The sequence below is a fragment of the Solirubrobacter phytolaccae genome (assembly GCF_027587195.1).
GTDB lineage: Bacteria > Actinomycetota > Thermoleophilia > Solirubrobacterales > Solirubrobacteraceae > Solirubrobacter > Solirubrobacter phytolaccae.
On sequence record NZ_JAPDDP010000056.1, the window covers coordinates 13365 to 26778 of the forward strand.

Here is a 13414-nt window from a genome sequence, read left to right on the forward strand (position 1 = left end):
GGCCGCGACCACGCGACCTCGCAGTCATCACCGAGTAAACGACAGGCGCACGACCTCGGCGGCGGCCGTGAACACCAGGACGCCCGCGGCGGCCACGAGCGCGAGGTCGAGCGGGACCTCCGGCATCCACAGCAGCGCCGCGGCCAGGAGGACGAGCGCCGCGGCGCGCGCGAGCCGGCCGGGTGTGCCGCAGGGTGCGAGCGCCCGCGTGACCGGTCGCCGCCAGGCGCCGCGCGCACCGGGCTCGAGGACCGCCGCGGCGACCAGCCCGCCGGCGCCCAGGACGAGGCCCCACAGCCGCAGGTCACCCAGGAACGTGTCCCAGATCGTGCCCACGACCACGTCGCCGTGGCTCGTGTCGAAGGTGGAGAGCACGACGGCACGGCCGATCGTCGTCGCGGCCACGAGCACGCCGCCGGTGACCGCGAGGGCGAGCGCGGCCCGGCGCGCGCCACGCCGCCGGTCGGGGGCGCGGAGGGCGGCGAGGATGAGCAGCGCGAGGCCGAGGACGATCGCCACGGGCGCGAGCGACGCCGCGCGGCGGGCGTCCGGCGCCAGCTCGACCAGGCCGCTCTCCACGCCACCTCCGCCTAGGTGGAAGAGGCTCGGGTCCTCCCGTGAGAGAAGTGCGAGCGCCCGGGAGCGCTCCGGCACGGCCGCGCGGATGTCCGCCGCGGCGCCGGGGAGCACGAGGTCGACCGAGCCGCCGCTGAAGAGCGCATGGTGCATGGCCTGGGTCCCGGCGCGGAAGTGCGCCGGGAACTGCGGGTCCTGGACAGCGTCGGCGACGGCGGCCTCGACGGTCGGACGCAGCTGGGCGAGGTCGGGCTCGTCCTCGATCGCACGACCGGCGAGCCGCAGGCCGATCTCGTCCTGGACCTCGTCCTGCGTGAGCACCGAGGCGGCGCGGTCGGCGAACGCCTGCTCGTCGAGCACGACCGCGCGGCCGTAGAAGGCGAGCGCGCCGAGGACGAGCAGAGCGACCCCACCCGCGAGCAAACCGGCGCATGCTTTCCCCACCATGACCACTCAACCTAGGCGGCGCGAGGGGCTCAGGGCCTGGCCGTCCGTAGAGTCGTCGTATCCTCCGGCGCGTGCTGCGCGTGCTGCTGACCAACGACGACGGCATCGAGGCCGAGGGGCTCCAGACGCTCCGCCGCGCCCTCGTCGCGCTCGACGACGTCGAGCTCGCCGTCGTGGCGCCGGACGAGAACCAGTCCGCGACCGCCCGCTCGATCTCGATCCGGCGCCCGCTCTGGGTCCAGGAGGTCACCTTCGAGGACGACACGGTGGGCTACGCCTGCGACGGCACGCCCGTCGACTGCGTGCGCCTGGCGGCGCTCGGCCTGATCGAGGGCTTCGAGCCCGACCTGGTCGTCGCGGGGATCAACCACGGCGCCAACCTGGGCGACGACATCACCTACTCCGGCACCGTCGCGGCCGCGCTGGAGGGGATCATGCTCGGCGTGCCGGGGATCGCCGTCTCCCAGCAGTCCACGCGCCGCGAGCTGGACTTCCGGCTCGGGCACCAGTTCGTGTTCGACAGCGCGGCGGCGTTCGTCGCGCGGGTCGTCGACCGGCTCGACGACGTCCCGCTCCCGGAGGGCATGCTGCTCAACATCAACGTGCCCGCGGGGGAGATCGGCGGCGTCGAGGTCACCCGGCTCGGCAAGCGCATCTACCAGGACCGGCTGGACCTGATCGACGAGGACACGGGCCGCAAGCTCTACCGCGTCTACGGCGACTCGCCCGTGCACGACGACGATCCGGGCACGGACCTCGCCGCGGTGTCGGCGGGGCGGATCGCGGTCACGCCGCTGCACTTCGACCTCACCGCCGAGCACGGGATGGAGGCACTGCGGGAGTTCGACCTGGCGCAGCTGCTCGAGGCCGACGATGTCGACCCCACCACCTGAGGCGCGGGCGGCCGAGCTGCGCGAGCAGCTCAACTACCACTCGCAGCGCTACTACGTCCTCGACGACCCCGAGATCGGCGACGACGCCTACGACGCGCTGCTGGACGAGCTGCGCGCCCTCGAGCGCGAGCACCCGGAGCTGCTGACCCCGGACTCGCCGACCCAGAGGGTCGGCGGTGAACCCGTCTCCAAGCTGGAGAAGGTCACGCACCTCCAGCCGATGCTGTCGCTGGCCAACGCCCGCTCGGCGGAGGAGCTGCGGGCGTGGGTGGAGCGGATGCGCAACCACCTCGCGCGCGAGGGGATCGAGGCGCCGGCGTTCGCGTTCGTGGCCGAGCCGAAGATCGACGGCCTCGCGATGTCGCTCCTGTACGAGGACGGAAAGCTGGTGCGGGGCGCCACGCGCGGCAACGGCGTGGTCGGCGAGGACGTCACGCACAACCTGCGCACGATGGAGTCGATCCCGAAGACGATCCCCTACACGGGGCAGGTCGAGGTCCGCGGCGAGGTCTACATGTCGCTGCCGGACTTCACGGCCCTGAACGAGCGGCGCGCCGCGGCCGGGCTCTCGACCTTCGCCAACCCGCGCAACAGCGCCGCGGGGACGATCCGCCAGCTGGACCCGGCGCTCGCGGCCGAGCGGCCGCTGTCGATGTGGTGCTACGCGATCGGCGTCAACACGCTCGGCCTGTCCTCGCACTGGGAGGCGCTGACGTGGCTGCGCGAGCAGGGCTTCCGCGTCAACGGCGATGTCAAGCGCCTGGAGAGCGAGGACGCGGTCGTGGCGCAGTGCCTGCGCTGGCAGGACCGCCGCGGCGCGCTGGACTTCGAGATCGACGGCGTGGTCGTCAAGGTCGACGACTTCGAACTGCAGCGGCGGCTCGGCGTGGTCGGGCGCGACCCGCGCTGGGCGATCGCTTGGAAGTTCCCGCCGACGACCGCCGTGACGCGGCTGAACGCGATCAACTGGAACGTCGGCAAGTTCGGCGACCTGCACCCGTTCGCGGCCCTGGAGCCCGTGCACGTCGGCGGCGTGACCGTCAAGGCGGCGACGCTGCACAACGAGGAGGACCTCGCGCGCAAGGACGTCCGCGTCGGCGACGACGTGATCGTCCTGCGCGCCGGCGACGTGATCCCGCAGGTCATCTCGCCCGCCCCGCACGCGGTGGAGCGCCCGGACCGCGGGGCGCCGCCGCTGCCGCCGGAGCACTGCCCGTTCTGCGACACGCCGACCGTCAAGTCCGGCGTCTTCACGCGCTGCCCCAACCGCGAGTGCCCGGAGCGCCGGTGGCAGCTGCTGACCACGTTCGCGCACGTGATGGACATCGACGGCCTGGGCGAGAAGCAGGTCGCGCTGTTCCAGCGGCTCGGGCTGGTGACGTCCGTCGCCGACTTCTACCGGCTGGACCGGGACGCGCTGCTGGCGCTCGAGGGCTTCGGCGAGGTGAGCGTGGACCGGCTGCTGGCCTCGATCGAGGCCTCACGCGAGCAGCCGCTGGGCATCGTCCTGTTCGCCGTCGGGATCGAGGGCGTCGGCTACGTCACCGGCCGCAGCCTCGCGCAGCAGTTCCGCACGGCCGACGCGCTGCTCGCGGCCACGCCGGAGCAGATCGCCGAGACGCCGGGCATCGGGCCGGTGGTGGCGGAGCTCATCCACTCCCAGCTGGAGGAGCTCCGGCCGCTGTTCGAGGACCTGCGGGGCGTCCTGCGGTTGGAGGAGGATGGCCCGCCGCCCGGCGAAGGGCCGCTGGCCGGGCAGACGTTCGTGCTCACGGGGACGCTCCCGGACCTCACGCGCGAGGAGGCCACCCAGCGCATTCTCGCCCTGGGCGGCAAGGTCACCGGGAGCGTGTCCAAGAAGACGAGCCACGTCGTCGCCGGCGCCTCCCCGGGCTCCAAGCTCGAGAAGGCCGAGCGGCTCGGAGTTTCCGTGCTCGACGAAGCCGGACTGCTGGAGCTTCTCGCCGCGAGTCAATAGGCTCCCGACGTGGCTTCTGGCACGGACGCCACACGTCTCACCTGGAAGGAGTCTTTTGCGAATGTCACACGTCGTCCGCTCGACGGCACTCGGTGCGGTGGTCCTCGCCCTCGCATTGCCCGCCGGAGCCCACGCGGCCAAGGCCAAGCCCAAGCACACGGTGACGGTCAACACCGTCGACGCGCTGCCCAAGACGACGCTGAAGAACCTCAGCCGCTCGTGCGGGAAGAGCAAGTCGGCGTCGAGGATCCGCAAGCGCTCGACGAGCCGGCCGACGAAGAACCGTGTCCGCACGGTGACCACGTACTGCTCCGGCGGGACGCGCACGGTCTTCTGGATCCAGAAGGTCACCAAGACGGTCACGGTGCCGGGCCCGACGGTCACCGTCACGACGCCCGCCGCGCCCGCGCCGACCCCCACTCCGGCGGCCCCGCGCGACTTCCGGCTCACGCTGCTGCACAACAACGACGGTGAGTCCAAGTACGGCGTCGGCGACTCGATCGTCAACTACGGCGGCGTCACCCGCTTCAAGACCGTGCTGGACCGCCTGCGCGGCGAGGCCGAGGGCGTGCCGACCGCGGCCAACGAGGACAAGGGCACCGTCGTCGTCACCTCGGGTGACAACTTCCTCGCCGGCCTGAACCTGCGTGCCTCCTTCGAGCGCCGGGACGCCGGCCAAGGGTCCTTCTACGACGCGATCGCGCTCGGCCGGATCGGCTACGACGCGATCACGATCGGCAACCACGAGTACGACTTCGGCCCGACGCGCCTCGCGCAGCTCATCTCCTCGCCCGAGCTGGCGACCGTCCCGTTCATCACGGCGAACACCGACTTCAGCGCCGAGCCGTCGCTGGCCCCGCTGCGCGCGAGCGGCCGGATCGCCGACTCGACCGTCGTCACCAAGGGCGGCCAGAAGATCGGCATCATCGGCGTCACCACGCCGGACGTGCCGAACATCTCCTCGCCCGGCCCGAACGTGAAGTTCCTCGCGGACGTCGCGGGGATCGTCAACACCGAGGCCGAGCGGCTGACCAAGGCCGGCGTGAACAAGATCATCATGTCCTCGCACCTCCAGAACCTGGAGTACGAGAAGACGCTGGTCAAGAGCCTGCGCAACGTGGACATCGTGATCTCGGGCGGCGGCGACGAGTTGCTGGCCGGCCAGAACGACCTGCTCGTGCCGACCAACGGCCTCGCGGGCGGCCCGCGCCCGGGCACGGCGGGCACGTACCCGGCGACGAGCACGGATCTCGACGGCAACACCGTCCCGGTCGTCACGACCCAGGGCGAGTACCGCTACGTCGGCCGTCTCACGGTCAAGTTCGACGGTGCCGGCAAGATCGTCGAGACCGACGCCGCCAAGTCGGGCCCGGTGCGCGTCTCCGCGCTCGCCGCCGACCCGGACGTCGTGTCGCCGCAGGACGCGTTCCTGAAGGCGAACGTCACCGACCCGCTGGACACCTACAAGGCCGCGCTGGCGGCCAACGTCATCGGCACCACCGAGGTGGCGCTGGACGGCGGCAACCCGGACCCGATCCGGATCAAGGAGTCCAACCTCGGCAACCTCGTCGCCGACGGCTTCCGCTTCGCCGCCAACCGCACCGCGGCCGCGGACAACCGCCCGGTGGCGGACATCGCGTTCTCCAACGGCGGCGGCATCCGCACCTCGATCGCGGGTCCCGGCAACCTCAACGAGAAGCAGACGTTCGACGTGCTGCCGTTCGACAACGTGATGGTCACGGTGCCGAACGTAAGCGTCGCGCAGCTCAAGTCGCTGATGGAGTGGGGCGTCTCGCGCACCCCGACCGGCGACGGCAAGTTCCCGCAGATCTCGGGCTTCCGCATGAACGTGAGCACGAACGCGCTCTACACCGCCCAGGTGCAGACGGGCACGACGATCACCACGCCCGGCACGCGCGTGCGTGACCTGTGGCTGACCAACGCGAACGGCAGCGACGGCGAGCAGCTCATCGCCAATGGCGCTGTCGTCTCCAACCGCACGGTGAACATCGCGACGTCGAACTTCACCGCCAACAACGGGGACAGCTACCCGTTCACGGGCACGACGTTCCAGTTCGCGCACCGCCCGGGCCAGGACGGCTTCTATCCGTACCAGGCGTCGCTGTACGACTTCATCACGACGCCTGGCGCCGCCGGTGGCCTCGGCGGCGTGGTGACCGCCGCTCGCTACCCGAACGGTGGCAGCGGCCGGATCGCGCTCCGCACCACGCCGTAACCGCGCCTAGGGTCGGGCACCGCCACGTGCGGTGCCCGACTTCGCGCTACACGTCTTGTAGCTCCGTGTCTCGCGCACCGTCTTGCCCTTGCGCTTGACGGTGACCTTGACCTTCACGGTGCCCTTCGGCTTGCCGCGCAGGTCGATCACGGCGCGGCCCTTGCGGACCTCACGCGCTTGCCGTCGACGGTCACCTTCGGGCTCGCGCCGCGCACGCGGATCGCGAACTGGCGGCGGGAGAGGCACGTGCGGGTGGGAGCGAGGACGTTCGCGCCGCCGCTCACCGCGCTCGCGCCGATCGTCGGCAGCGACAGGTCGACGCTCGCGAAGGTGATGGTCGCCGCGCCGCGCACCGGGCCGTAGAGCTGCGTGCCGCCGATCAGCTGCAGCGTGTACTTCGCGCCTGCGGGGGCCGAGGCGGCGATCGCCTCGAGCGGGCGCTTGATCGTGTGCGGCTGGCCGTCGAGGGTGACGGGGATCGGCGTGGCCTGGTTGCCGACGACCACGCCGCGCTTCTCGTCGACCAGCTGCGCGAAGATGTGCGTGCCGACGCCGGTGCCCGAGTAGGTGAGCGAGAGCTCCGGCGGGCCGACGATCTGGGCGGCGGCGGTCGCCGTGACTGGGACGTTGACGGCGTTGACCGCGCGGCCGGCGCTGGCGATCGTGCCGGAGACGACGTCGAGCGGATTCAGTACCAGCGTGCCCTTGCCGGAGGCGGTGACCGGCGCGCCCGGCGCGACCGGGTAGTCGGCCGTGGAGCGCCACTGCGCGTCGTCGGCCAGCCATTCGAACTTCGGGCCGGTGTCGCTGGCGGTGTCGTTGGCGACGTAGCGCTTGAGCCATGCCACGACGGAGGCCTCGATGTGACCGGCCGGGCCGGCGCCGGTCAGGCAAACGCCATGGCCGCCACAGAACCACAGCAGCTTCGCGGGCACGCCGTTGGCCTTCAGGATGCCGTAGCTGGTGATCGCCTCTTGGAGCGTGAAGAGCGTGTCGGCGGTGCCCTGGACGAGGAACGTCGGCACCGTGATCTGCTTGACGAGGTCGCCGGGGCCGCGCGAGGCGAACCAGTTGCGGTCCTCGTCGGAGAGCTTGCCGGTGGTCACGCCGCTGGTGAACGCGGACACGATGTGCGGGTCCAGCCGGCCCTTCGAGGTCGGCAGGCCGGCGGCGACGAGCGCGGACGCCCAGCCGCCCTTCACCGTCTCCTCCTTGTAGAGCGACGTCGTGAGGCTGTGCCAGGCGATGATCGGGGCGATCGCGTCGATGCGCTTGTCGATCCCCGCCGTGGTGAGCTCGATGCCGCCCGCGTAGGAGACGCCGGTCATGCCGACGCGCGGGTCCCCGGCCTTGTCGAGCTGCGCCTCGGGCTGCTGCGCGAGCCAGTCGATCAGCGCCTGGACGTCGCGCGCCTCGGCGTCGGGCGCGTCGACGGTGACCGTGCCGCCCGAGTTCCCGAAGCCGCGGCTGTCCCACGTGAGCACGTTGAAGCCGGCCTTGCGCAGCGCGCCGACGCCGACGTTGCCGGTCGCCTCGTCACTGGCGGCGTCCGGGTTCGTCTGGCGCGAGCCGGCCCAGCCGTGGCCCTGGAGGATCGTCGGCGCCTTCCCGCCGCTCGGCGACGGGTGGAAGGACAGGACGATCTGGGTCCCGTCGAACGAGGTGACGGTGGCGTCGCGCGCCTGGGCGGCGGACGGTGCGAAGAGAACAGCGGCGCCGGCGAAGGCGAGGACGGTGCGGAAGCGCATGGCTCCCGCTTAGTACCCCGCTTTCTAGTTGTCGTAGCGCGCGAGGGCCGCGGTCATGCGGTCCTGGATCGCGCGGGCGCCGGCGGGATACACGCGGTTCATCATGAACGCGAACGCCACGCGCTCGCCACCGGTCGTCGTGCAGTAGCCCGCGAGCGCCGAGACGTCGCGCAGCGTGCCGGTCTTGGCGTGGCAGTTGTCCTGCGCCGCGGTGCCGCGCATGCGGCCGGAGACGGTGCCGTTGCGGCCGATCACGGCCAGCGACGCGTCGAACGCCTCCGCGTGCTCGGACTCGGCCATCCCGGACAGCATCTGCACGACCTCACGCGGGGAAGTGCGGTTCTGGCGCGAGAGGCCGGAGCCGTCGTCGATCTTCGGGCTGATGCCGAACTGGGCGAGGGTGTCGCGCATGACCTTGCCGCCGGCCGCGGTCGAGCCCTCGCCGCCGAACTGCGCGCCGATGCCCTTGATCAGCATCTCGGCGATGAAGTTGTCCGACGGTTGGTTCATCTGGCGCGCGATCGTCGCAATGCTCGGCGAGGTGTGCTCGCTGAACGGCACCATGCCCGTGGTCGCGAGCCCGGAGCGCGCGGAGCCCTTGATCTTGACGCCGCGGCGCTCGAGCGCCTTCTCGAACGCGTCGGCGGCGAAGCGGGCCGGGCTCGTCTGCCAGTAGGGGCTCGACCGGCCGGTGCGGCCGTGGTTGAACGCGAGCGCGGACAGCGTGCCGACGTCGCTCGAGGTCTGGAAGCGCGAGGAGGGCGGGCCGCGGAACGCGTCGAACGCGGACTCGTCGCCGACCACGCGGCCCGTGATCTCCGTGAGGCCGGCGTCGGCGAGCTTCTGCGCCAGGTCGGCGGCCGCGGTGGTGCCGAACGTCGGGTCCCCGCCGCCGCGCAGCACGAGGTTGCCGGTGATCGTGCCCGTCGCGTCCGGCAGCGCGTTCGCGAGCACGGACGTGCTCAGCGTGGCCTCCGGCCCGTACAGCAGCATCGCGGTCGCGCTCGTGTAGAGCTTCTCGACGGACGCCGGCATGCGCTTGGTGTCGGCCTTGCTGGCGTAGATCTCCTGGCCGCTGCCCAGATCGACCACGAGGGCGCCGCTGTAGGTGCCCGCGCGCGCCATCTCGCGCGCCAGGACCCGCTTGGTCTCGGCGAGGGTCGCGGCCTGCGCGGGCGCGGCCAGGACAGCGAGGATGAGCGCCACGAGGGCGAAGAGACGAGCCATGCGCATGTCGAGCCTACGAAACCCGGCGGCGTCCGGAAAGTCTCGGTCGACGCTCGCCTTGCGGGCTCGCGTCGATGGGAGTCCTCGCCTAGCGGCTCGGACTCCCGCCGCGCGCATACACTGGCGTGCGTGAGCAACGTCGTCGAGATGAACGCTCCCGCCCGTCGCAAGCGCCGCTCTTCGCGCACCGCCCTGGTGCTCGGCGGGGGCGGCTTCACCGGCGGCGTCTACCAGATCGGCGCCCTGCGGGCCCTGGATCTGCTGTCGTCGAACCGCTCGGTCAACCAGTTCGACATCTACGTCGGCACGAGCGCGGGCGCGCTGATCGCCTCCCTCGCGGCCAACGGCGTCTCGCCCGAGCAGATGATGCGCACGGTCAACGACCAGGTGCCGTACTCGCTGCCGCCGATCCAGCGCGAGATGCTGCTGCGCTTCAACAAGACCGAGTTCGCGCTGCGCGCGCTCAAGCTGCCGCTGCACGCGGTCAGCATGGCGCGTGACGTCGTGTCCTCGATAGGCTCGTTCAGCGCGGTCGATCTCGCCCTCGCACTGGGCGATGCCCTTCCCTCAGGCATCTACACGGGTGAGGGCATCGAGGAGTACCTGCGCAAGGCGCTCGCGGCCGAGGGGCGCACGGACGACTTCCGCCTGCTCAAGCGCGAGCTCTACCTCGCCGCGACCGACCTCGACACGTGCGAGCGGATCGTCCTCGGCGCCGAGGGCTGGGACGACATCCCGATCTCCGCCGCCGTCCGCGCGAGCACCGCGCTGCCGATGATCTACTCGCCCTACCGCGTCCGCGACCGCGAGTTGGTCGACGGCGGCATCGTCTCCACGACGAATCTGGACATCGCCGTCGAGGCGGGCGCGAAGTTCATCGTGGTCGTCAACCCGCTCGTCCCGTTCGTCAACGACTTCTCGAAGACGATCCCGACCCTCTTCGGCACCCGAGTCCGCCGCGTCAGCGACATGGGCTTCCCGAAGATCGGCTACCAGGCCTTCAAGCTCCTCGCCTACCAGCGCCTCCACGAGATGGCCTCGCACTGGAAGGAGCGCTACCCGGGCGTCGACATCGTCCTGATCGAGCCCGACGCCGACGACGAGCTGATGTTCCAGACGAACATCCTCAACTTCGCCTCCCGCGTCGACGTCGCCCGCCACGGCTTCGAGTCGGTCACCCTCAAGCTCGCGACGGATTACGACGAACTGCGCGAGGTCTGCCGCCGCCACGGCATCGACATCTCCGCCACCCGCGTCCGCAAGGTCGTCCGCCACTTCTCCGCCGAGCGCGAGAAGACCCGCGCCTGGCGGAGGATCCTGGAGCAGACGACCGGCGCGCTCCTGCGCCAGTCGTCTCAGGACGCGTAGAGCGCGTCGAACTCGCTGGCGTACAGGTCGTTGATCACGTTGCGCTTGACCTTCAGGGTCGGCGTGAGCTCGCCCGTCTCCTGGGAGAGGTCGTGGTCGAGGAGGAAGAACTTCTTGATCTGCTCGACCTGGGCGTAGCGCTCGTTCACGCGGTCGACCTCGGCCTGGATGAGGGCGAGGACCTGCGGGTCGGTCGAGAGCGTGGCGAGGTCCTCGGGGAGCGAGTGCTCGCGGGCGAAGTGGACGATCTCGTCGGGGTCGAGCGTGAGGAGCGCGACCGGGAACGGGCGGCGGTCAGCGTACATCACCGCCTGGGAGATCCAGCGGGAGCGCTTGAGGTCGTTCTCGACGTTGGCGGGCGTGAGGTTCTTGCCGCCCGCGGTGATCATGATGTCCTTCTTGCGGCCCGTGATCGAGAGGTAGCCGTCCTCGTCGAGGGAGCCGAGATCGCCGGTGTGGAGCCAGCCGTCGCTGGAGATCTCGCCGAACGAGGTCGTGTCGGACTTGCCGTAGTAGCCGCCGAAGATGTGCGGGCCGCGCACGAGCACCTCGCCGTCGTCGGCGATCTTGAGCTCTGAGCCGGGCAGGGCGCGGCCGACGGTGCCGAGCTTGTGGTCGGCGATCGTCGAGGCGGTGGTGACGGTCGAGGTCTCGGTCATGCCGTAGCCCTCGAGCACGGGCGCGCCGCACGCGTAGAAGAACTCGAGGATCTCCTTGGCGATCGGGGCGGCGCCGGAGGTGGCCTGCTTCAAGCGCCCGCCGAAGATGCCGCGGACGTTGACGTAGAGCTCGGCGTCGGCCTGCTCGAACGCGGCGGCGAGCGGCGCCGGGACGTCCTGGCCGGCTTCGCGCAGCCGTCGCACCTGCAGCCCGAGCTGGGTCGCGGCGGCGATCTTCGCCGGGTCGTTGTTGCTCGTGACCAGCGTGTAGATCTTCTCGAAGATGCGCGGCACGCTCGGCAGGAACATCGGCTTGGTCGCCATCAGGTCCGGCACGATCTGGTCCGGGTCGCCGCTCCAGTAGATGAGCGGGGCGCCGAGGTCCACGCACAGCAGCTGGATCAGCAGCGCGTAAGAGTGGGCGAGCGGGAGGAAGAGGTAGACGGGCTCACCGGCCTCGATGACGCCGACCTCCTCGCACATACGGGTGACCGTGCGGTAGTTGCCCTGGCTGAGCACGCAGCCCTTCGGCGGCCCGGTCGTGCCCGACGTGTAGATGATCGTGTACGGGTCCTCGGGCGAGACGGCGGCGACCCGCTCGGCCACCTCGCCGGCGTCCCGCGCACGGCCGCGCTCGCGCAGCTCGTCCAGGGAGAGCGCGCCGGCGGCGGGCTCGATCGCGATGATCGCCTCCAGCTTCGGCAGCTGGTCGCGGACGGCGACGAGCTTGGCGACCTGCTCGGCGTTCTCGGCGATCGCGAAGCGCGACTCGGAGTTGCCGGCCACCCACGCGCACTCCTCGGGGGAGTTGGTGGGGTAGATCGGCACGACGACGCCGCCCGCCGACGTGATGCCGAAGTCGGCGAACGTCCACTCGACGCGCGTGGTGCACAGGAGCGCGACCCGCTCACCGGGAGCGAGGCCGAGGTCGATCAGCCCGCGGGCGATCTCCGAGACGATCTCGGAGAGGCCTCCATAGCTGAGGTCCACCCACTCGCCATCGCGCTTGAAACGGGCCGCCGGCTGCTCTCCATAGCGCTCGGCGGCCAGGCTCACGATGTCGGCGATCGTCCGCGAGCCGGTCGATGCTCCGGCCCGCCCAGACGTCGTGGTCTGCTGCATCTCGTTCTCCTCCTCAAGACCCTGTCTAGAGAGGAGCGAGCCTACCTTTGCGGCGCGCGCCGCGCCGCAGTCTTACGCCGTCGCTACCTGCCTGGTTCCTGACTCTTCCAGGGTCGCCATGAACAGGGTTTTGTCGATCCTGCCTTGGAAGATCGGCACGCCCAGTTCCATGCACTTCTCGATCACGTCACGCCGTTCCATATCGGCTTCGCGAGCGAGCTCCGTGGGCGTGAGATGGATTGCCATCAGTACGAGTCCTCCTGGTGAGGTTTGCCACGTGTCAGGGGACGGTAGCGCCTTCACCGGATGACGACAACTGGGATCTGCTCAACCTGAACTAAACGTGGGCTAGACCGGGTTGGAAAGCTCCACGAAAACGTGATCCACCCCAAACCGGTCTGCCAGCAGGTCGCCGAGCGCGCGTACACCGAACGTCTCCGTGGCGTAGTGACCCGCCGCCACAAAGCAAATTCCCAGCTCCTCGGCGTCTGCGGCGATGTGCTCGCGCGGCTCGCCGGTCAGGAACGCGTCGAGCCCGAGCTCCGCCGCCTCGTGCAGAGTGTCAGCGGCTGAACCTGACACGATCCCAATAGTGGAGATGTCCATAGCGCGCAGTCCGAGAAGGAGCGGCTCGCGCCCGGTCACCGTGGCGACACGTGTGCGCAGCTCCTCGGGGGAGATCGGCTCGGGGAAGCGTCCACGGCTCCCGATCGGCCGGCCCTTGTAGGTGCCGAACGGCTCCCGATCCACACACCCGAGCGCCTCCACGAGGAGCGCGTTGTTGCCCACCTCGGGGTGCGCGTCGAGCGGGAGGTGGTAGGCGACGAGGTTGATGTCGTGCTTGAAGAGCGGGCGGAGCCGCTCGGCCAGCAGCGGCGTCAGGCCCGTGGGGTGGAAGTCCCAGAACAGCCCGTGGTGGACGAGCACGAGCTCGGCACCCAATTCCACCGCGCGCTCGTGCAGCGCGCGCCGCGCGGACACGCCCGTGACGACGCGGGTGACCTCGCGCGCGCCGGGAACCTGGAGCCCGTTCGGGCCGAGATCGGCGAAATCCCGCGGATTCAGGAGTTCGTCGAGGGTGGACAAAATGTCCGTTATCTGCGCCATCGGGTTTGCGGCCCTGGACTTCGGGCGATCTCCATTCGTGTTGTCCAGAACAC

11 protein-coding genes are annotated in these 13414 nt (G+C 70.7%); 4 read left to right on the forward strand and 7 right to left on the reverse strand.

Annotated elements, in window-relative coordinates; translation table 11 throughout:
- Positions 1–27: 27 nt before the first annotated feature.
- On the reverse strand, positions 28–1023 hold the full coding sequence (locus tag OJ997_RS24885) for a hypothetical protein (protein ID WP_270027962.1): 996 nt from the start codon (positions 1021–1023) through the stop codon (positions 28–30).
- A 71-nt stretch (positions 1024–1094) separates the two neighbouring features.
- On the opposite strand from OJ997_RS24885, the gene surE reads away from it, so the two are divergent.
- The 3 genes from surE to OJ997_RS24900 all read left to right on the forward strand — a co-directional run bounded on the left by surE (position 1095) and on the right by OJ997_RS24900 (position 6130).
- The gene (gene surE, locus OJ997_RS24890) at positions 1095–1916 is read left to right on the forward strand and encodes a 5'/3'-nucleotidase SurE (protein ID WP_270027963.1); all 822 of its coding nucleotides are present in this window, start codon (positions 1095–1097) and stop codon (positions 1914–1916) included.
- A complete protein-coding gene (gene ligA / locus OJ997_RS24895) occupies positions 1897–3894 on the forward strand; it encodes an NAD-dependent DNA ligase LigA (RefSeq protein WP_270027964.1) in 1998 nt (665 codons plus the stop codon). Before surE ends, ligA begins: the two co-directional genes overlap by 20 nt.
- Before the next feature lie 61 nt (positions 3895–3955).
- Positions 3956–6130: a bifunctional metallophosphatase/5'-nucleotidase gene (locus OJ997_RS24900; protein ID WP_270027965.1), complete on the forward strand. Its 2175-nt coding sequence runs from the start codon at positions 3956–3958 to the stop codon at positions 6128–6130.
- Between the two features lie 6 nt (positions 6131–6136).
- Here OJ997_RS24900 and OJ997_RS24905 read toward each other — a convergent pair whose 3' ends face one another.
- Genes OJ997_RS24905 through dacB form a run of 3 tightly spaced genes read right to left on the reverse strand, consistent with a single transcriptional unit; the run spans position 6137 to position 9105 of the window.
- Positions 6137–6280, reverse strand: a complete 144-nt coding sequence (locus OJ997_RS24905) for a hypothetical protein (RefSeq protein WP_270027966.1) — start codon at positions 6278–6280, stop codon at positions 6137–6139.
- Complete coding sequence (locus OJ997_RS24910; RefSeq protein WP_270027967.1) at positions 6277–7878, reverse strand: CocE/NonD family hydrolase; 1602 nt, start codon at positions 7876–7878, stop codon at positions 6277–6279. Before OJ997_RS24910 ends, OJ997_RS24905 begins: the two co-directional genes overlap by 4 nt.
- A gap of 24 nt (positions 7879–7902) precedes the next feature.
- On the reverse strand, positions 7903–9105 hold the full coding sequence (dacB, locus tag OJ997_RS24915) for a D-alanyl-D-alanine carboxypeptidase/D-alanyl-D-alanine endopeptidase (protein WP_270027968.1): 1203 nt from the start codon (positions 9103–9105) through the stop codon (positions 7903–7905).
- 129 nt (positions 9106–9234) lie between these two features.
- On the opposite strand from dacB, the gene OJ997_RS24920 reads away from it, so the two are divergent.
- Entirely contained in the window at positions 9235–10473 is a 1239-nt protein-coding gene (locus OJ997_RS24920) for a patatin-like phospholipase family protein (protein WP_270027969.1), read from the forward strand.
- Here the strand turns inward: OJ997_RS24920 and OJ997_RS24925 are convergent.
- From OJ997_RS24925 to OJ997_RS24935, 3 genes are all read right to left on the reverse strand, one after another.
- A complete protein-coding gene (locus OJ997_RS24925) occupies positions 10461–12254 on the reverse strand; it encodes an AMP-dependent synthetase/ligase (RefSeq protein ID WP_270027970.1) in 1794 nt (597 codons plus the stop codon). The two genes, OJ997_RS24920 and OJ997_RS24925, sit on opposite strands and share 13 nt — an antisense overlap.
- A 72-nt stretch (positions 12255–12326) precedes the next feature.
- The gene (locus OJ997_RS24930; RefSeq protein ID WP_270027971.1) at positions 12327–12500 is read right to left on the reverse strand and encodes a hypothetical protein; all 174 of its coding nucleotides are present in this window, start codon (positions 12498–12500) and stop codon (positions 12327–12329) included.
- Positions 12501–12602: 102 nt separating this feature from the next.
- Positions 12603–13361 (reverse strand): Nif3-like dinuclear metal center hexameric protein, encoded by a 759-nt coding sequence (locus OJ997_RS24935; RefSeq protein ID WP_270027972.1) that lies wholly within the window; start codon positions 13359–13361, stop codon positions 12603–12605.
- Positions 13362–13414: the final 53 nt, after the last annotated feature.

What these genes read in the sequence shown, in the direction of transcription:
- OJ997_RS24885 (WP_270027962.1), bottom strand. Translation starts at nt 1,023, where the DNA reads ATGGTGGGGAAAGCATGCGCCGGTTTGCTCGCGGGTGGGGTCGCTCTG.
- ligA (WP_270027964.1), top strand. Translation starts at nt 1,897, where the DNA reads ATGTCGACCCCACCACCTGAGGCGCGGGCGGCCGAGCTGCGCGAGCAG.
- OJ997_RS24900 (WP_270027965.1), top strand. Translation starts at nt 3,956, where the DNA reads ATGTCACACGTCGTCCGCTCGACGGCACTCGGTGCGGTGGTCCTCGCC.
- OJ997_RS24910 (WP_270027967.1), bottom strand. Translation starts at nt 7,878, where the DNA reads ATGCGCTTCCGCACCGTCCTCGCCTTCGCCGGCGCCGCTGTTCTCTTC.
- dacB (WP_270027968.1), bottom strand. Translation starts at nt 9,105, where the DNA reads ATGGCTCGTCTCTTCGCCCTCGTGGCGCTCATCCTCGCTGTCCTGGCC.
- OJ997_RS24925 (WP_270027970.1), bottom strand. Translation starts at nt 12,254, where the DNA reads ATGCAGCAGACCACGACGTCTGGGCGGGCCGGAGCATCGACCGGCTCG.
- OJ997_RS24930 (WP_270027971.1), bottom strand. Translation starts at nt 12,500, where the DNA reads ATGGCAATCCATCTCACGCCCACGGAGCTCGCTCGCGAAGCCGATATG.
- OJ997_RS24935 (WP_270027972.1), bottom strand. Translation starts at nt 13,361, where the DNA reads ATGGCGCAGATAACGGACATTTTGTCCACCCTCGACGAACTCCTGAAT.